Below are 17,016 nucleotides of genomic sequence, written 5' to 3' on the forward strand. Positions count from 1 at the left end.
CCGCGATGAACCTTTTTTTTGTATTCAATAGACTTAAACCTTGCTGCCTGATCGTTGCTGTTTTTGACAGAGGTAAGAATAAAGATAAAGAGAATTCAAGTTAAAGGCTGCACATCTCGCCACTGTGTGATCCCGCAATGATCACTCCGCTTTGGTCTACAATCCAGTTAATGGTGCAGTCACGATAGGGATTTTTGAAAGAATATTGTATTTCACCATTCTCGAGTGAGGTTTGAGTTTCTACCCAAGCAAATGTGCGTGACTGCCAAAATGTGACGGCGTGAGAGTGGGGCGTTAAATACAACGTTTGAGCATCGGCAATATTGGAACCGATGTAACTCTCGATATGTTCGTCAGTACTAACAATCTGGCTAGTACAAGCGGTGATAAAGATCATAGCAATAGGAATATAAATACGCATTAAAAATCCTTTTTACTGAGTATGAGTTGTTCATATATGTAAACATACAATAGCATTATTTAGATTGGTAAATATGTCATTGTGGTTTCTCTATCTTAGCCATGCTTCATGGTAACCTTTTTCTGAAAACGTGACTTACCGACGAACAGGAGTTGACATACTTGAGTTATCTCAGTGAAGAGTATTTTATTGCGTCCTTTTCAAATTGAGCGACTTTAGAGCCTACTGATTTTAGTGCTCGTTGATATGCATCAACATCATGCCCGACAACAGATAACGCCGCGTCATAAGGAGATATTGCTTTTTCCAATTGTTCTATTTTATAACCAAGTTTGTCTAATAGATAAATTACCGATGCGCCGGTATTATAAAAGACGTTAAACCCAAAGTGCCACTTTACCTCTTTTTGACTCTTGAGATTCAAGACGGTTTGTCTTCCCTTGTTAAAGCTCAAGCTATCATTCTTATATACCTCTCTAGCGCGCAGCACCGTTATGTATTCTGCCGAGCCTTCGATACGCTCTTGTAACAGGGCCATGTTCTGAACCAGCGAAGTATTGTCATTGAGCATTTGTCTATGTCGAATGGCGACATACTGCTTTAATAGCTCATGTGCTTCTACTTGAGTTAACTTCTTAGGAAGTCCATCGAACAATGCGGTGAGAATTAGTTCATCTTTAATAATGCTTTTAGTGGTTGGGTAATTGTCTACATCTTGTCGCCAGTTGCTTTTATTTACCCAAGAGTTTTGGTAGATATGAAACACTTCATGAGGCGCAAATAAAAGATCATTGGTAAATGGGTGTTGATTCTTAGCAACTGCATCGGTGTATTTTTGTGCGTAGTACTTGTGACCATCAATCAGTAAGTCGAAGGTATATAGGTTATTTGAACCGTTGTTTATCTTAGTTACGGCACCATACATTTCCTTTTTGTACTCATAGATGTTCATACCACCAGATTCTACTGAACTAATCTTGGTCGCACCTTTTAGGATTGACTGAGGATTAATGATGAATGCAGTTATAGGCTCATCCTTAGCATTGACTCGAATGAGGTAGTGGGGTCTCTTTGCGTAATTATATCCATCCCAGTAAGCCAATTTCATGTACTCTCCGACCTGCTTGACCATCGCTTTGTCAGCCACATTATCAACGCTAGCAACGGTCGTCGATGTCGTGGTTTTAGGTGAACTCGAGCTCGAACTTGAATTACAAGCAGACAGTAGAAGAATGCTTACCACTAACAATAAACTTTTCATGATGACCCTTTCTCTAAGTAGATATTGATTAATACATTAACGCTATTCTCAGGTTCGTTCTGTAATAACTTGTAACTCGGTTACTTACATTGGGAGAACGTAAATAATGTAAATTGAATGCCAATACGAATGATTATCAACTAAATTGTCGCGATAAAATCTATAGGTACTGGTTTGTATGTCGTTAAAAAGTAGGGCGGTTCAATCATGGGCTCGTCGACTTCATGTTTATATTTCTATGGCGCTGCTGTTTGTTGTTCTTTTCTTTTCAGTGACAGGCATTACCCTTAATCGCCCTGAGCTATTTGAATCAAGCCAACCCAATATCCAACACTCTACGCTAACGCTTCCCACTAGTTTGTTTACGATTCAAGACGGTCGACTGAAAGCCGACGAGTCTGCTTTTGAGACATTTTTGTTTGAAGAAGCGAACCTATCAGGTGTTCCTTCGGGATTAGACATCTACGCAGAGATTGAAGACGGTGAGTTGCTCATCGGTGAAGTGTCTATGGACTTCAAAGGACCTGGCTACAACGCTTCTGTGTTTGTCGATGTGACTTCTGAAATGGTGGAAGTCGAAACCACTAATTACGGCGTTATTGCATTGTTGAACGACCTGCATAAAGGGCGTAATAGCGGTGAAGTATGGAAATGGTTTATCGATATTACAGCGCTGTTGATGGTCTTTTTTGTACTGACTGGCGTGTGCTTACTGCTACCTAAGAAAAAGACACTCAATACTTCCATCAAATGGACGGTGTTTGGGTCTGCAATCTCACTTGTTATCTATTTTGTCGCCGTGCCTTAAACGCTTATTTCGATTGATGGATCGGATTGAAGAGCGAACTTAAGGTTAAACGGATTTAAAAGGTTGTTAAACATGAAAAAAATGAATTGGAGTAAGGCGCTTTTGGCTTTGTCTCTTTTGCCTAGCCTCGGAATGGCACAAGCGATTCCTGATACGGCGAAATTGGACGTGAATTTAGAGCTGCCCAAGATTGATACCTCTATGTATGCGCGTCCTTACGTGGCGGTGTGGGTAGAAAACAGTGAACGAAAGTCAGTGAAAACCATTGAGCTTTGGGTCGGTAAAGACGAATGGCTAAAAGACTTACGCAGTTGGTGGAGAAAAGTTGGCCGTTACGATCGTGAGCTGGTTGATGCTGTGACTTCTGCAACACGCCCGGCTGGTCAATATCGTTTCGTTTGGGATGGCAAGAGCGACAGCGGTGAAACCCTTGAACAAGGTGAGTACACGGTGCATGTCGAAGTCGTTCGTGAACATGGTGGCCGTAACTACCTTCGCCAAAAAGTATCACTGACAGATTCAAACGCCTCTTATGAATTAAAAGCAACGGAAGAGACGGGTGTAATCACCTTGAACTACATTGCTAAATAGTTAGCACATCAGGCAACACAAGCTGTGGCGTATAAGCGACAAAATAATCAAAGATTGGAATCGTAGGCGCCATCGAGTGACACGGTTAAAGATTACAAATAATGGAATTGAACATGATGAAACAGACAAAAATAAAGGCTCTTGCTCTTGCTGGTGTAATGGCATTCGGCCTAGCTGCAACGACGACTGCACAAGCTCACCCTCGTTGGGTTTTGCCTTCTCATTTCACCGTTTCTAAAGAAGGTGGTGACTGGTTAACATTTGATGTAACGGCATCTCACGGTACGTTTGTTTTTGATAAGCCAGCAGGCAGTGATAAAGCATTCGTTATCATGCCCGATGGCCGTAACGAACGTCCTAACTTCGTTGTAAAAGGCAAGCGTCGCTCAATGTTTGATTTCTATTTTGAGGAAGAAGGTACACACAAAGTAGCAATCAACAACGAACCAACGTACTGGACACAGTACAAAGCGGGTCGTCGTGACACAGTAAAATGGATTAAAGCGACTAAAGCTGAGCGTGATGCATTACTACCTGAAAAATCACGTGACGTGGTAACTCAAGTTGGTTTCACTCGCGCAGAAAGTTACATCACAGTAGGCAAGCCAACGGATTCAGTTTTCAAAATTGAAGGCAAGCTTCTTGAAATGAAGCCTGTTACACACCCTTCAGACATCGTTGAAGGCGAACCGGTGACATTCCAATTCTTCTACAACGGTGAAATCCAGAAAGGCGTGAAAGCGGAAATCACTCGTGAAGGTACACTTTACCGCAATCACCAAGAGCAGATTGATGTAGTGAGCGATGAAAACGGTGAAATCACGTTTACTCCAGACGTAGCGGGTCGTTACGTAATGAAAGCGAACTACAAAGGTGAGTTGGTTGACAACCCACTGGCAGACAAAGCAAGTACGAATGTGCATCTGACGTTCGAAGCATTGCTTCAATAGTCGGTTTTATCGGGAGAAAGCTCCTGATTATTAGATAAAAAAGACAAGGGCTCATTAGAGCCCTTTAACGGTCAGTATACCACTGAAAATTTGTAACGTGGCGAGGGTACGAACGATGAAAATAACAATAAAAGCAAACACCATAATTGCCCCGTGCTTGGCTCTGGGGCTTGGTTTAGCGGCATTACCTGCGCAAGCACACTTTCCATTGATGAGCTGTTGGTTTGAGGGCGAAACGGTTGCCTGTGAGGCGGGTTACTCTGATGGTAGTAAAGCGATAGATTACGCAGTCGCGATGTACGACTACGAAGATAACTTGATAGCGAAAGAGATGACGGATAAACGCTCTATTGTCGAATTTCCAAACCCCAATTCTGAGTTTTACCTCGTGTTTGATTCAGGTCACGAGTTTCCTGTGGAAGTCGATGTCGTAGAGATCAAAGAAAAATGATGATTCAAAGTGTACGTGCTGACACAGGCGGGAGAGAGGGCAAGTGGGTGGGCCTAATCATTGTGTTCATCCTTTGTTTTGCGACGGTTGCTATCCCATTTAATCAAGCAGAATCACATATCGAAGTGACGCTAGGGCACCAAATCTTAGTGACTGATGTTGAGCAAGAAAACTTGGCGATGTTGTCAGAGCTTCGTTTAGCCCATGAAGAGATTCGCGACCTGCGTATGGACTTAGATGGCGAATGGCCAAGTGTTGTGTCGTTGAAAGAGGAATGGGTCGCACCATTTGTTGAAGACCAAAGTTGGAAGCGCAAAGGTTATCATGCTTGGTTATTAGACGAGCGTGGTTACTACTTTTCGACTCCGAGTGAATATGCGACACCAAGCGAACAAGCTACGCCAACCGATCATGGCTTCGCGGATTCCTTTATTTTGAATGCGAATAGTGTCTCTCCGGAAATCTGGATTTTCTTTGGTGGCGTTGCAAGCCAACCGACTACTTTCGATGAAAAGACACTGGAATCTGCAGGCTGGAAATTGGTGGTGAATGAGTCAGAAGTTGCTGATCAGCATGAAGCTTCTTCACATTAACCCCGGACTCTCGAAAAACAAAATGCTCACTAATAATAAGAGATTTACTATGCGATTCATGACTCTATTGATGTCGTTAATGGCGGTGCTATCGACACCCAATGCATTGGCAAAAGAATACACAGTCGACAGCGATAAGTTGACGATAGGTATTACCCTACAGCCTTACTATAGCTACGTAAAAGCAGTGGTAGGTAACAAAGTGAACATCCTTCCTTTGGTTGATGCTGGCTTTAACCCGCATAACTACTTGCCGCAACCGAATGACTTGAAGCGATTGAGCCAGATGGATGCAATCGTCGTAAACGGTATTGGCCACGATGACTTCGCATTAAAAGTCATTTCAGCTGCGCAACGTGATGATTTAATGGTTATTGAGGCGAACAAAGAAGTACCTCTACTTCCTGCATTAGGTCAGTCTGTTGGCCAAGGCGCGGTGAACCCACATACGTTTGTTGGACTTTCTACAACAATCCAAAAGGTGTACACCATCGCCAGTGAAGTGTCTAAACTCGATCCAGACAACGCAGCTTTTTATCGCAAGAATGCACGTAAATACGCCAAGCAATTTCGCTTTATGAAGCGTGATGCAATGTTGTCATTAGGTGAACTCGATACATCAGGTATGAAAGTGGCGACCACGCACAATGCGTATGGTTATATCCTTCAAGAGTTTGGTGTGGATGTCGCGGCGGTGATTGAGCCGGCACACGGTGTTGAACCAAGTGCGAGCCAACTGCAAGATACTATCGAGAAGATCCGCGCATCAGGCATTGATGTTCTGTTCTACGAGCTAAACATGCCAAACCGCTTTGTTGACACGATTGAAGCAGAAACAGGCGTTCAGCTTTACCGTTTCTCTCACATGACTCACGGTGAATATGAAGACGATAAAGTAGAAGTTGAGATGAAGAAGAACCTAGAAACGTTAATCGAAGCTATGAAATTTGCCGCGTCGAACCAAGCTAAAAGCGAGAAGGCATGATGCAAGGTCCATTGATTTCAATCAACCAACTCAGTCTGCAATACGACAACAACGTCATTCTTGACGATATCTCATTAGAACTTAAAGCAGGTGAGTGCCATGTGATCATGGGGCCAAACGGTGGCGGCAAAACCTCTTTGCTGCGTTCAACTCTTGGTTTGACGCCTTTCTCTGGCCAAATCAATATTCAGTGGCCAGAAAAGCCAAGTATTGGTTATGTTCCTCAAAAGGCGACTTTTGAGTCGAGTTTACCTCTGACGGTAATGGACTTCGTACTTCTTAATCAAACGCGAATCCCATTGTTTTGGCGTCGTAAATCTAAGCAATTGGATCTTGCACTCGCACAATTAGATCGCGTTGGTATGGCGACACGTAGCGACCGCCGTATGGGGCAGCTATCGGGTGGTGAGCAGCAGCGCGTGTTGTTTGCTCAAGCGTTGCTGGATGACCCAAGCTTACTCGTGTTGGATGAACCAACGACAGGGATGGATGAACAAGGCGTTCGCTATCTAGAATCATTAGTTCGTGAGTGCGTTGCAGAAGGCCGCACCATTGTCGCGGTCCATCACGATGTGACAGCGGTGCGTAGACTAGAAGCTAACGTACATGTAGTGAATCGATTCTTAGTCGATAGTGGCCCGCACGAAGAGGTATTACACCCAAGCAAAATCGAGAGCTTGTTTCAGCATTACAGTAGTGGTTCTGCCATGACCAAATCGAAGGAGGTTGCGTAATGGATTGGTTACGACAACTTGCCATTAGTGGTGTTGAAGCGGGCTGGTTATCAGACAGCTTCATGTATGCCTTCATGGTAAACGCTTTGGTTGCAGCGTTACTACTTGGTCCTCTATTAGGTGGTCTTGGCACTTTGGTGATTGCCAAGCGTCTGGCTTTCTTCTCTGAGGCAGTAGGCCACGCAGCATTAACCGGTATCGCTATTGGTGTTTTACTTGGCGAACCACCAGAAAACCCAATCATTGGCCTGTTTAGCTTCTGCATGATCTTCGCGTTGCTTCTTCACTTTGTAAGAAATAGAACTAACGTACCATACGATACCTTAGTAGGTGTGTTTCTAGCGCTAGCACTAGCGGTCGGCGCGGCATTGCTGATGTACGTGGCACGTAAGATCAACATCCACATGCTTGAAAACGTACTGTTTGGGTCGATTCTGACGGTAACAGACCAAGATTTAGCGATTCTCGCAGGCAGTTGCGCGATCATCATTTTGCTCTTGATACCGACGTTCAACCGCATTCTTTTGACTTGTATTAGCCCGGATATTGCTAAGGTTCGTGGCTATAACACCAGCTTCTACGACTACCTGTTTGTCATGATGATCACTCTAGTGACGATTGCAGCCGTGAAAATAGTGGGTGCCGTTTTGGTTGGCGCGTTATTACTGATTCCGGGTGCTACGGCGCGATTGTTGACTAAACGCATGGGGAGCTTTGTTTTGCTTTCTGCGTTGCTGGCAACCATTGCATGTTTAGTCGGAACGGTATTACCGATGGAACTTAAACTGCCTGTGCCGTCAGGCGCTTCAATCATCATCGTTTCTGCAACGTTTTTCCTAGCGGCAACGCTATACCGAATTATAAGAAAGGCATAACCATGACTCCTTTAATGAATCGTATTTCAAGCTCAGTAAAAACAGCGGCTCAAGTGGGTGTACTTGGTAGTGTGTTAATGGCTGGATCTGTAGTGTCACTGAACGCTAACGCAGAAGATATCTTAACGAGCACACCTGTGACTTATGCATTGGCAACAGAGCTAACCAAAGGCACTGACATTACGACTGAATACCTACCACCAAAACGTTACGGTATTGATCGCTTACCTAACTGGTTTGGCACTAAGGGTGAAAGCAAGGTGCTTAAGTCAGGTGAAAAGGCGACCGTTGCATTAACGCTGTCGTCCATCTGGCAAGCTGATCCTACATTTGTATACGCAAGGCAGGGAAACATCCGTTTGGTAGAGGTGGATGCGGCTCAAGCGATTACACCACGCGCGCAAGGTGTCGCTGCGCTGACGTTATCGAGTGGTGATGTGTCTAAATACGCGTGGTTAAACCCAACCAATTTAACGCGCATGGCGGCAATTGTGGCTGACGACTTTAAGCAGTTGTGGCCAGCGCAAGCAGAGACGATTGATCGTAATTTGCAGCGTGTGATGTTGGATGTGCGTGAACTGATTAACAAGCAGCAAGCGGTATTATTGGATAACGACGTAGATTCAGTATTGTTGCTTTCAGAAAGCTTGGAAGATTTTGTTTCTGGTAGTCAGCTGTTTGTTGAAGAACGTATGTTTAAAGCAGAACTGGAATGGACAGAGCAAGATAAAGCGAAGCTCAAAGCGATGTTTTCAGAAGACGACGCGCTATGGTTAGTCACATCGAAAAAGCCAACGACTTTGATTAAGTCGCTGGTGCTTAATGAGCGAATTCTTGTAGTTGATTCGGTAGACCGTTGGGGAAGAGCAGGGATTAATGCAAAAGCGCCGTTCGCACGCTGGGAAATTGAACCTTTTAGAGGTTAATTAAATAGCCGAGTCGCTAGGTTAATACGGTAGGATCAAAAAAGCAGCCCAAATAGAGGCTGCTTTTTTTGTTCTTGTCCATTGGCTCTGGTTAGAGTTTTGGCCAAGAGTGCTGAGCAAGAGTATCGTGAGTGAAAACTTATTCTGCAGCTTTTGTCTCTTCAGTTTGGATACCAGCTTCTTCGGCTTCAAGCGTTGTCTCTACTGAACCCTCAGCTTGCTCTAGAGCGGCTTTCGCTTGTTCTTCAGCTTCCATTTTTGCGCGATCAGCTTTAGAAATATAGCGAGGCTTGTTGCTACCATGCAGTTTAGAATTCGCCTGTTTCTGTCTTTTCTTTAGAATTTGATTGATTTTTTTCTTACGGTTCATTGCTGCATAGCCTTGTATTTAGTTTATGCGGTGGAGGATAATCATTTTAGATCTAGAACTCAACCTGTACGGTCTCTCATGAGGTAATTAATCATGTTCCAACATAACAACATTCTACAAGGCGAACTCGCAACCGAGTACAAAACCGTTATTGCGATGGTACACATCTACTGCAAAGATCACCACGGTGCGGTTCGTCAGAATAACGCGTTATGTGAAGAGTGTGAGCAACTGTTGCGTTATGCAGAGACACGACTTGATAGATGCCCTTATGGCGAAGCAAAGCCGACCTGTAACAAGTGTCCGATTCATTGTTATAAGCCTGACCCTAAAGAGCAGATGCGTTTAGTGATGCGCTATGCAGGACCAAGAATGCTACTTAAGCATCCGATTTTAGCAATACGACATTTGATTCATGAGAAACGTAGAGTGCCAGAGAAGCCACTGCCGAATTTGTCGAATCGCCATATTCGAATGAATAAGAAGTAACTGGCGCTTTAAATCAATTACTGACGAAACGAAAAAAGGTCTGATTTCTCAGACCTTTTTGTGTTTCTAATCTTCTTGTTCAGAAGGCAGCTAGCTTGATGAGGTTAAGCCGCTTGTGGTTCTTCGTAGGTCACCGTTAGGTTATTGATCCAGCGTCGACTCAAGTATCGGTGTGAACAAATTGCCAGTTTCACCACTTCTTCTACCAACATCAGACCATAGATGTATTTGAAATCCCATCCAGCGACAAACGCGCCGTAAACACACACAGGAATACCCACCATCCACATCGCGATGAAATCCATTCGCAAGCAAAAAGCGTTATCACCACCAGCACGAATAATACCGTTAATGATCACCATGTTGAGCATACGAATCACCACTGCAAAACACATGATCATCATTGCTGGCGAAGCAAGCGGGTACAATGCATCTGTAGAAAGGTTTAACCATGATAGAACATGCTCTTTGCCCATAAACAGTAGCATGCCAACGACAGCGCCAAAGCCAACGACGGCTTTAATGAATGTCAGACCCATGCTCATAGCATCATCAAATTCATCACGCCCCAGCGAATGGCCAAGTAATACTGAACACGCTACGGAGATACCAAAGAAGATCGAGTAACACAGCGATTCGAACGGCGCGAGCATCGAGAACACCGCAAGCTCTGTCGTGCCCATGTGACCAAAGATCATTTGATATGCCATTGTGCCCATTGCCCACAACACGGCATTCATCGTTAGCGGCAACGCAATACGACGGTAAGAAAGCCACAGTGATGGACGGTGTGGTGAGCTTGGGGTGGTTAGCAGCCAGTGTTTACGCACACGCATGTAGCTATACATCAAACCCACTTGAATCAATCGCGCTAAGGTTGTCGCCAATGCCGCACCCGCAACGCCCATTGCTGGAATGCCGAAAGCCCCTTTAATTAGAATGAAGTTAAGTGCAATGTTGAGTGCAATGGTAACACCACCTAGCAATAGTGGGGTTACGGTGTCACCTGATGAGCGCATGCTTGCTTCCACCACGACAACAATGTGAGTTAGAAGTAGAACAGGGAACCCATACCATAGGTAAGTCGCTCCAAGCTCAATCACGGTTTGATCGCTAGTTTGCAACATCATTAAAAACTGAGAACCAAGAGTGATGATTGCTGTAACAGGCAGCAGAACTTTTAAACCAAACACCATCGCGATGGATGATACTGTTCGTGCGCTTTTTCGGTCATTCTTTCCCCAGTATTGAGCGACTAATGTACCGTTTGCTGAGGCCAACCCTGCCATAATCATAATAGCAACGAAGTGCCATTTTGATGCAATTCCCACAGCGGCTGCTGCTTCCATACCAAAATCACTGACCATCAAGACGTCAGCAAGGGCAAGAATAGCAACCAGCGCACTTTGCAAAGCAACAGGCAAACCAAGTTTAACGATACGAGGTAATATGCTCTCTGGCTTGTTATTCATAGATGAGTTAGGGTTGATGTTAGTTGTCATAAGCTCTCCGATTTATGGCAGAACTATAGTGATTTGAGCGAAGTAACAACATGTTTAAAAAACAACAAAACCTGTGCAAATCCGTCATTGATACCATGGAGCCTAAATCAACGTGGCAAGATGATGTTTTTCTCGCGGAACAATGCAAAGAACGTTTTTTGACCGTTGAAGATATCCCAGAGATGAAAAGCTTTGGTGTCTACATGGGCGGTATGGCAAAACTATACGATGGTTATTGGGTTGAGCGAGAATCCGTTAATGTTCATACGTTGATTTTCACTATGGAAGGTGGCGGTATTCTAACAACCGCAACATTCGTACAAGCGATTACACCTTATACGCTGGTGGTTCTTCCTGCTGAAACCCCATTTCGTTTTGAACTTGATCCTCAATATAACTATTGGAAAATGGCGTGGATGTTGACCCCCGATACTAAGCAGTGGCAGCACATAGCAAGTTTAGGTCAGGGGATTGTGCCTTTTGGAGAGTGTGAGCAGGTTTGGTCACTAATGAACTTGGTTTACTTTGAGATAGGGGGCCGAGCCAGTTACCGTAAGTTACTCTTGAGTGAAATAGTCCGAACGTTGACGGGGTTTGAACCCAAATCAACAAGCACCACTGCTCGTGTTCAAGCGCTCTATAATGAGATTGAAAGTAGTCTGCATCAACCATGGACAGTATCTGGTATGGCTCAAAGGGTGTTTATCAGCGAAGAGCAGCTTAATCGAGTTACCAAAACGCTCTTCGACTTATCACCACGTAGCAAGTTGATTCAACTAAGAATGGATAAAGCGACCAGCTTGTTAAAATACCAAGATTGGTCGGTATCGATGATTGCCAACCGTTTGGGTTACAAAGATCCTTATAACTTCTCACATCGCTTTAAAAAGCATTTTGGTTTATCTCCAAGTCAATATCGTAAAAGTCACCGCCTGACAGGCTAACTTTAAAACTCGTGAATAAAAAAGGGCGCTTCCTTCTGACTTATCGTCTTTGGTGAAGAGCCCTCAATGTATCGGTTCAATCTTAAGTAAATAGAACCGATTATTACTCGCCTGCAATCTGTAGTGGAGAGCGTTTTAGACTTGCGATCAGCATGTAGATCGTTGTCGCTAGCAGAGACGCGAACAGGTAAGTGAATAATCCTGCTTGTGAATCCATAAAGCTATCCGCGACCAATGGTCCAGCGACTGAACCTATGCTGTAACACAACAACATAACTTGAGTCACTGACACTAGATAGCTTGGGTCTAAGTTACGACAACCTAAGTTAATCGCAATTGGGTAAAGTGCGAATGTTGCCATGCCCAGTACGAATAGGCTCATGCCTAGTACGTAGAAATCATGGTTTATCGTTAGTACACCAATGCTTGCAACCCCTAGTAAGCTGAACAGAGCCATTAATAACACTTGTCCTATGTGGTGAGATAACCATGTCACCATCGGCTGAACAGCCATACCACCCATAATTACTAACGCCATCAAACCACCAATATCTTGGTGTGCGATGTTGCGCTGAGCCAGTTCTACAGGCATCAAGCCATAAATAGAACCAAGTGTTAGCCCCGATACAATACAACCAATTAGTGCGCTGTGGCTCAGTTTGCTGATTTGCTTCAGTGATAAAGACTTAGCATCGTGAATTTGTGGTGCTGTCGCTTGTCCGTACATCAACACAATGATTGCACCAAACAACAAGGTGAACATTGCAATGAAAGGCACGCCGCCTGTAATACCAAGGTATCCAATGCCAAGTTGACCAACGGCAGATCCGCCGTATAGCGAACACATGTAAACCCCTAAACGTTTCGCACGCTGAGATTCATCACCGCTCATTAACCAAGACTCTACAATCACGAAGATACCTGCAACCGCTACACCAGCAACAAAACGAGCCAATAGCCATACCGCTTGATGTGGGATGAGTGGTAACACAAGGATCGTTGCGATAAAAATAGCCAGAGCGATAACAAACGCATCTCTGTGACCAACACGTGCAATCGCACGTTCAATCAATAACGTACCTGCCAAAAGTCCCGCATAGAATGCACTCGCCAACCAACTCGATAGATTACTGTCTAAGCCATACTCAGACAGCATTAATGGTAATGAACTCATTAAGTAGCCTGAAGCGATCGCGTAAAAAGACAATGCAATAACAGGAACAGTTATGCGAGTTGTTGGTTGGATGTTGTCCAATGCAGGAGCCTCTGATAGTGAAAGAAACGATGAATTTTCCGCGACTATGGGGGAGAAACTGAATTGGGTAAAACGAATAAAAATGGTCGTTAAGATAAAAGAAATTTATCGAGATTCTACGGCAAAAGTTATGTTGAAACTTATGATTTGATGAGGTTTAAATCTAGTAGTCAAGCGAAAGGCGAGGTTGTGATTTGATCGACTGTATTGAGTAGTAACCATCATAAATACAGTAGATTAGGGATTCTTATGTTGGTAAGAATCTCTAACCTATAATAGTGTGCTTACTTAGAACAAAGCAAAGCGAAATCAAAGGTCTAATCAATGTTGCTATTTGGTCAGAGCTTGATTAAGCCACTGATCAAATTGACCTTTTGGTAATGCACCGTTAATCGTATCGACACGTTTACCATCTTTAAACACCATCACGGTCGGAATGCTTCTAATTTGGTACATCGCGGCAAGCTGTTGCTGAGCTTCAGTATCAATCTTAACGAATCGAATATCTCCTGAACGCTCTTTAGCAACGTCACTGAACACTGGCGCAAAGCCAACACATGGGTTGCACCATGTTGCCCAGAAATCGACAACCACTGGCTGTGAACTATTCAAAATAGATTGGAAATTCAATGACGTGCCTTCGATTGGCGCGCCATCGAGCAATGCTGTTTTGCATTTACCGCAGGTTGGGCTTTCTGAAATTCTTTCTGAAGGAACTCGGTTTACGCCATTACAAGAAGGGCAACGTGTGTTGAATGTAGACATAACTTTCTCTTTTTATTGTAACCCCGTGTCTAACGCGATTTACGAATCACGCACGGAGCGCTTATACTGTTTAAAACTAGAATACGATACTTAAATAAAAACAAACAATAAACAGGTAAATGATGACAAAATTTTACGCCGAGATTACTGGCTGGGGAAAGTGTCTGCCACCAGCCGTGTTGTCCAATGATGATCTAAGCACTTTCATTGATACGTCTGACGAGTGGATTAGAACTCGAACTGGTATCGAAAACCGTCGTATCAGTCATGTAAATACCTCTGAGTTAGCGACTGTTGCTGCTCAACACGCAATGGCGTGTGCTGGTCTTACTGCCGAAGATATCGACCTCGTGATCATCGCGACGTGCAGCCCAGATTCTCTTATTCCAAATACTGCGTCTAAGGTTCAACAGAACCTAGGCATTAAAAGTGCAGCGGCTTTCGACCTTAACGCAGCGTGTACTGGCTTCATCTATGGCGTTGAAACCGCGACTCGACTGATTCAAGCGGGTAACTACCGCAATGCTATCGTTGTGGGTGCTGAACGTCTTTCATTCTTCATCGACTGGACCAAGCGTGATACTGCGGTTCTTTTCGGTGATGGCGCTGGCGCTGTGGTTTTATCTCGCACTGAAGAGCAAGTTGGTTTACAAGAAGCTCAGATCGGTTGTGATGCCGAAGGCCGTGATATTCTAGCGGTACCAAAATTCGGTACTTCTATGGATCGCTTTGCGGCTGATAACGGTTACTGGGACTTTGATTTCGTTGGTAAAGAGATCTTCAAGCGTGCTGTGAAAGGCATGGGCGCTGCGGCACACACAGTATTAAGCCGTACTGGCATCTCAACCGACAATATCGATGTTGTGATTCCGCACCAAGCTAACATTCGAATCATCCAAACTTTGTGTGATATGGCGGGTATCGATCGCGAGAAAGCGTTTGTTAATATCCAAAATTACGGCAATACATCGGCAGCTACTGTGCCAATTGCACTGTGTGAATCATTAGAGCAAGGCTTCGTTAAACCTAACTCTAACATCTTGCTTGCGGCATTTGGTGCCGGTTTAACTTGGGGGGCTGGTCATATTAAATGGGGTGGCCGTGTTGAACCGCTAGGTCAATCAGATGCTAAACTTCCAGAAGCGGATAAGTCTGCTTTAGAGCTTTTAGAAAGAGCCATTTTACACTGTAAAACGCGTCCTAATTCTGAAAACGAGTAGCAGCATGGCAAAAGTTCGTTTAATGACAGAAGCCCACCTCGATGGGGCGGCTTTAGTTCACCAAACTACTTTTGTTCGACAACAGAACTCTAGAGTTTGGTTGCAATGTAACTTAAATGCCGCACCGCGCTTTCTTAACTTTGTTGTAGAGAGTGAAGGTGAGATCGTGGGTTACATCATCTGGGTTCAGAAAAGCGGCTTTAGACCTGAAGCTGTATTAGAGTTAGAACAACTTGCGGTATTACCAAGCGCACAGGGCAAAGGATTGGGTAAAAAGCTGATTCTAGATTCCCTGCCTCAGGTAAAACAGCATTTGGCGCAGCAAGGCTCGACACTAAAACATGTTTTAGTGACCACCAGAGCGGATAACCTTGCACAGAAGCTGTATCAGTCGACGTTGGGTGCAGAGGTCGAAACCACGATTTCAAACCTGTACTCTGCGGATGAAGTGCTTATGATAGCTCGCAATGTGGGTGAACGAATCTGATCGCTGAGTTCTTAGAACCAATTATAATTAGCGGTACAAACCAATCATCATCGATAAACGTTTAATTAGGGACTAATCTAGTCCCTTTTGTTATTTCTTAGGAAGTGTTTTGAAGAAAGTTTTAGCAATTGGCTACGTTTGGCCAGAACCGAATTCATCGGCGGCTGGCAGCCATATGATGTCTCTATTACGTCTATTTAAGAGACAAGGTTGGTCTGTTGAGTTCGCAACGCCAGCTCAAGAAACCGAGCACATGATTGCTCTCTCTGAAGAGGGCATTACCAGCCAATCCATTCAGCTAAATTGCGATAGCTTTGACCAGTACATCGAAGATCTGAAACCTGATGTCGTGATGTTTGACCGTTTTATGATGGAAGAGCAATTCGGTTGGCGCGTTGAGAAGGTATGCCCGAACGCGTTTAAGCTGTTGGACACTGAAGATTTACAGTTCTTACGTAATGCTCGACACGAGGCTGTTAAGAAAGAGACAGAACTGACTAAAGCGCATTTATACAGTGACTTGGCTAAACGCGAGATTGCCGCGATTCTACGCTGTGATCTTTCGTTGATCATTTCTAGCTATGAGATGGATCTGCTTCAATCTGAGTTCAATATCGACCCCAAATTGCTTCATCACTTGCCATTCATGGTTGATCTCAACACTCTACCTGAAAGCACGAAAAGCTATGAAGAACGTAAGCATTTCATGACGATAGGCAACTTTAGACACGCACCGAACTGGGATGCTGTACTTCAGTTGCAAAAGATTTGGCCGAAGATCCGCAAGCAGTTACCTGAATCTGAGCTTCATATTTATGGATCATATCCGCCACCGAAAGCAACGGCTTTGCATAACCCTAAAACCGGTTTCCATATCAAAGGTTGGGCGAAAGACGCTCAAGAAGTGATGGAGCAAGCTCGTGTGTGTGTTGCACCACTACGATTTGGCGCGGGCATTAAAGGCAAGTTGTTTGATGCGATGAAGTTACAAACTCCGAACGTGACCAGTGAAATCGGCAGCGAAGGCATGTTACCGCGAGGGGAACTGCAATGGCCGGGCGCGGTTGCTGATGATATCGATGAGTTTGTTGAACAAGCTGTCGCGCTCTATAAAGATGAAGAGAAGTGGCTTAAGGCACAAAGCCAATGTCATTCAATCCTTGAAGCGCACTACGAGCAGAATAAACTGGGCGATACATTGATTGAGCGATTGATTGCGTTAGAGTCGGCTCTTGAGTCTCATCGACTGGATAACTTCTTTGGTTCGATGCTTAAACACCATAGCATGGCAAGTACTAAGTACATGTCACAGTGGATTGCTGAGAAGAACAAGATCAAATAGCAGTTCTTTACCAAAGACAGAATAAATCTTAAGCCCTTAGGTTAACG

20 protein-coding genes are annotated in these 17,016 nt (G+C 44.2%); 14 read left to right on the forward strand and 6 right to left on the reverse strand.

Going from position 1 to position 17,016, the window contains the following annotated elements:
- Positions 1–100: 100 nt before the first annotated feature.
- Both AB4407_RS03350 and AB4407_RS03355 read right to left on the reverse strand, forming a co-directional pair.
- A complete protein-coding gene (locus AB4407_RS03350) occupies positions 101–421 on the reverse strand; it encodes a hypothetical protein (protein WP_372118608.1) in 321 nt (106 codons plus the stop codon).
- Between the two features lie 166 nt (positions 422–587).
- On the reverse strand, positions 588–1,682 hold the full coding sequence (locus AB4407_RS03355; protein WP_372118609.1) for a hypothetical protein: 1,095 nt from the start codon (positions 1,680–1,682) through the stop codon (positions 588–590).
- 178 nt (positions 1,683–1,860) lie between these two features.
- Here AB4407_RS03355 and AB4407_RS03360 point away from each other — a divergent pair, with 178 nt between their 5' ends.
- The 9 genes from AB4407_RS03360 (at position 1,861) to AB4407_RS03400 (ending at position 8,595) form a co-directional block, all read left to right on the forward strand.
- Entirely contained in the window at positions 1,861–2,490 is a 630-nt protein-coding gene (locus AB4407_RS03360; protein WP_372118611.1) for a PepSY-associated TM helix domain-containing protein, read from the forward strand.
- Between the two features lie 72 nt (positions 2,491–2,562).
- On the forward strand, positions 2,563–3,081 hold the full coding sequence (locus AB4407_RS03365) for a DUF2271 domain-containing protein (protein ID WP_372118614.1): 519 nt from the start codon (positions 2,563–2,565) through the stop codon (positions 3,079–3,081).
- A 113-nt stretch (positions 3,082–3,194) separates the two neighbouring features.
- Entirely contained in the window at positions 3,195–4,031 is an 837-nt protein-coding gene (locus tag AB4407_RS03370; RefSeq protein WP_372118616.1) for a DUF4198 domain-containing protein, read from the forward strand.
- Between the two features lie 115 nt (positions 4,032–4,146).
- Positions 4,147–4,482: a hypothetical protein gene (locus tag AB4407_RS03375; protein WP_372118619.1), complete on the forward strand. Its 336-nt coding sequence runs from the start codon at positions 4,147–4,149 to the stop codon at positions 4,480–4,482.
- A complete protein-coding gene (locus AB4407_RS03380; RefSeq protein WP_372118621.1) occupies positions 4,479–5,075 on the forward strand; it encodes a DUF6162 family protein in 597 nt (198 codons plus the stop codon). The genes AB4407_RS03375 and AB4407_RS03380 overlap by 4 nt, the downstream gene beginning before the upstream one ends.
- Before the next feature lie 49 nt (positions 5,076–5,124).
- Positions 5,125–6,060, forward strand: coding sequence for a metal ABC transporter solute-binding protein, Zn/Mn family (locus AB4407_RS03385; RefSeq protein ID WP_372118624.1), 936 nt, complete (start codon positions 5,125–5,127; stop codon positions 6,058–6,060).
- Positions 6,060–6,794: a metal ABC transporter ATP-binding protein gene (locus AB4407_RS03390; protein ID WP_372118843.1), complete on the forward strand. Its 735-nt coding sequence runs from the start codon at positions 6,060–6,062 to the stop codon at positions 6,792–6,794. The genes AB4407_RS03385 and AB4407_RS03390 overlap by 1 nt, the downstream gene beginning before the upstream one ends.
- On the forward strand, positions 6,794–7,669 hold the full coding sequence (locus tag AB4407_RS03395) for a metal ABC transporter permease (RefSeq protein WP_108202490.1): 876 nt from the start codon (positions 6,794–6,796) through the stop codon (positions 7,667–7,669). Before AB4407_RS03390 ends, AB4407_RS03395 begins: the two co-directional genes overlap by 1 nt.
- A 2-nt stretch (positions 7,670–7,671) precedes the next feature.
- Positions 7,672–8,595 carry an ABC transporter substrate-binding protein gene (locus tag AB4407_RS03400; RefSeq protein ID WP_372118627.1) on the forward strand — a complete coding sequence of 308 codons (924 nt, stop codon included), beginning with the start codon at positions 7,672–7,674 and terminating at the stop codon, positions 8,593–8,595.
- Positions 8,596–8,734: 139 nt separating this feature from the next.
- On the opposite strand, the gene AB4407_RS03405 is transcribed toward AB4407_RS03400, so the two are convergent.
- Complete coding sequence (locus AB4407_RS03405) at positions 8,735–8,965, reverse strand: DUF2986 domain-containing protein (RefSeq protein WP_372118630.1); 231 nt, start codon at positions 8,963–8,965, stop codon at positions 8,735–8,737.
- A gap of 93 nt (positions 8,966–9,058) precedes the next feature.
- On the opposite strand from AB4407_RS03405, the gene AB4407_RS03410 reads away from it, so the two are divergent.
- Positions 9,059–9,454: a nitrous oxide-stimulated promoter family protein gene (locus AB4407_RS03410; protein ID WP_372118633.1), complete on the forward strand. Its 396-nt coding sequence runs from the start codon at positions 9,059–9,061 to the stop codon at positions 9,452–9,454.
- 104 nt (positions 9,455–9,558) lie between these two features.
- On the opposite strand, the gene AB4407_RS03415 is transcribed toward AB4407_RS03410, so the two are convergent.
- A complete protein-coding gene (locus AB4407_RS03415) occupies positions 9,559–10,956 on the reverse strand; it encodes an MATE family efflux transporter (protein ID WP_372118635.1) in 1,398 nt (465 codons plus the stop codon).
- Between the two features lie 50 nt (positions 10,957–11,006).
- On the opposite strand from AB4407_RS03415, the gene AB4407_RS03420 reads away from it, so the two are divergent.
- Positions 11,007–11,900, forward strand: a complete 894-nt coding sequence (locus AB4407_RS03420; protein WP_372118638.1) for a helix-turn-helix domain-containing protein — start codon at positions 11,007–11,009, stop codon at positions 11,898–11,900.
- 103 nt (positions 11,901–12,003) lie between these two features.
- On the opposite strand, the gene AB4407_RS03425 is transcribed toward AB4407_RS03420, so the two are convergent.
- A complete protein-coding gene (locus AB4407_RS03425; RefSeq protein ID WP_372118640.1) occupies positions 12,004–13,155 on the reverse strand; it encodes an MFS transporter in 1,152 nt (383 codons plus the stop codon).
- A 330-nt stretch (positions 13,156–13,485) separates the two neighbouring features.
- Positions 13,486–13,920 carry a thioredoxin TrxC gene (gene trxC, locus AB4407_RS03430; RefSeq protein ID WP_017097619.1) on the reverse strand — a complete coding sequence of 145 codons (435 nt, stop codon included), beginning with the start codon at positions 13,918–13,920 and terminating at the stop codon, positions 13,486–13,488.
- 122 nt (positions 13,921–14,042) lie between these two features.
- Here trxC and AB4407_RS03435 point away from each other — a divergent pair, with 122 nt between their 5' ends.
- The 3 genes from AB4407_RS03435 to AB4407_RS03445 all read left to right on the forward strand — a co-directional run bounded on the left by AB4407_RS03435 (position 14,043) and on the right by AB4407_RS03445 (position 16,969).
- Positions 14,043–15,140, forward strand: a complete 1,098-nt coding sequence (locus AB4407_RS03435) for a ketoacyl-ACP synthase III (protein WP_372118846.1) — start codon at positions 14,043–14,045, stop codon at positions 15,138–15,140.
- Between the two features lie 22 nt (positions 15,141–15,162).
- Positions 15,163–15,627, forward strand: coding sequence for a GNAT family N-acetyltransferase (locus AB4407_RS03440; RefSeq protein ID WP_372118849.1), 465 nt, complete (start codon positions 15,163–15,165; stop codon positions 15,625–15,627).
- Positions 15,628–15,736: 109 nt separating this feature from the next.
- Positions 15,737–16,969: a glycosyltransferase gene (locus AB4407_RS03445; protein WP_372118643.1), complete on the forward strand. Its 1,233-nt coding sequence runs from the start codon at positions 15,737–15,739 to the stop codon at positions 16,967–16,969.
- Positions 16,970–17,016: the final 47 nt, after the last annotated feature.

It is taken from the genome of Vibrio sp. 10N.261.46.E11, assembly GCF_041472735.1.
Taxonomy (GTDB): Bacteria; Pseudomonadota; Gammaproteobacteria; order Enterobacterales; family Vibrionaceae; genus Vibrio.

What these genes read in the sequence shown, in the direction of transcription:
- trxC (WP_017097619.1), bottom strand. Translation starts at nt 13,920, where the DNA reads ATGTCTACATTCAACACACGTTGCCCTTCTTGTAATGGCGTAAACCGA.
- AB4407_RS03415 (WP_372118635.1), bottom strand. Translation starts at nt 10,956, where the DNA reads ATGACAACTAACATCAACCCTAACTCATCTATGAATAACAAGCCAGAG.
- AB4407_RS03350 (WP_372118608.1), bottom strand. Translation starts at nt 421, where the DNA reads ATGCGTATTTATATTCCTATTGCTATGATCTTTATCACCGCTTGTACT.
- AB4407_RS03420 (WP_372118638.1), top strand. Translation starts at nt 11,007, where the DNA reads ATGTTTAAAAAACAACAAAACCTGTGCAAATCCGTCATTGATACCATG.
- AB4407_RS03365 (WP_372118614.1), top strand. Translation starts at nt 2,563, where the DNA reads ATGAAAAAAATGAATTGGAGTAAGGCGCTTTTGGCTTTGTCTCTTTTG.
- AB4407_RS03380 (WP_372118621.1), top strand. Translation starts at nt 4,479, where the DNA reads ATGATGATTCAAAGTGTACGTGCTGACACAGGCGGGAGAGAGGGCAAG.
- AB4407_RS03405 (WP_372118630.1), bottom strand. Translation starts at nt 8,965, where the DNA reads ATGAACCGTAAGAAAAAAATCAATCAAATTCTAAAGAAAAGACAGAAA.
- AB4407_RS03395 (WP_108202490.1), top strand. Translation starts at nt 6,794, where the DNA reads ATGGATTGGTTACGACAACTTGCCATTAGTGGTGTTGAAGCGGGCTGG.
- AB4407_RS03385 (WP_372118624.1), top strand. Translation starts at nt 5,125, where the DNA reads ATGCGATTCATGACTCTATTGATGTCGTTAATGGCGGTGCTATCGACA.
- AB4407_RS03360 (WP_372118611.1), top strand. Translation starts at nt 1,861, where the DNA reads ATGTCGTTAAAAAGTAGGGCGGTTCAATCATGGGCTCGTCGACTTCAT.
- AB4407_RS03440 (WP_372118849.1), top strand. Translation starts at nt 15,163, where the DNA reads ATGACAGAAGCCCACCTCGATGGGGCGGCTTTAGTTCACCAAACTACT.
- AB4407_RS03355 (WP_372118609.1), bottom strand. Translation starts at nt 1,682, where the DNA reads ATGAAAAGTTTATTGTTAGTGGTAAGCATTCTTCTACTGTCTGCTTGT.
- AB4407_RS03400 (WP_372118627.1), top strand. Translation starts at nt 7,672, where the DNA reads ATGACTCCTTTAATGAATCGTATTTCAAGCTCAGTAAAAACAGCGGCT.
- AB4407_RS03370 (WP_372118616.1), top strand. Translation starts at nt 3,195, where the DNA reads ATGATGAAACAGACAAAAATAAAGGCTCTTGCTCTTGCTGGTGTAATG.
- AB4407_RS03435 (WP_372118846.1), top strand. Translation starts at nt 14,043, where the DNA reads ATGACAAAATTTTACGCCGAGATTACTGGCTGGGGAAAGTGTCTGCCA.
- AB4407_RS03390 (WP_372118843.1), top strand. Translation starts at nt 6,060, where the DNA reads ATGCAAGGTCCATTGATTTCAATCAACCAACTCAGTCTGCAATACGAC.
- AB4407_RS03375 (WP_372118619.1), top strand. Translation starts at nt 4,147, where the DNA reads ATGAAAATAACAATAAAAGCAAACACCATAATTGCCCCGTGCTTGGCT.
- AB4407_RS03410 (WP_372118633.1), top strand. Translation starts at nt 9,059, where the DNA reads ATGTTCCAACATAACAACATTCTACAAGGCGAACTCGCAACCGAGTAC.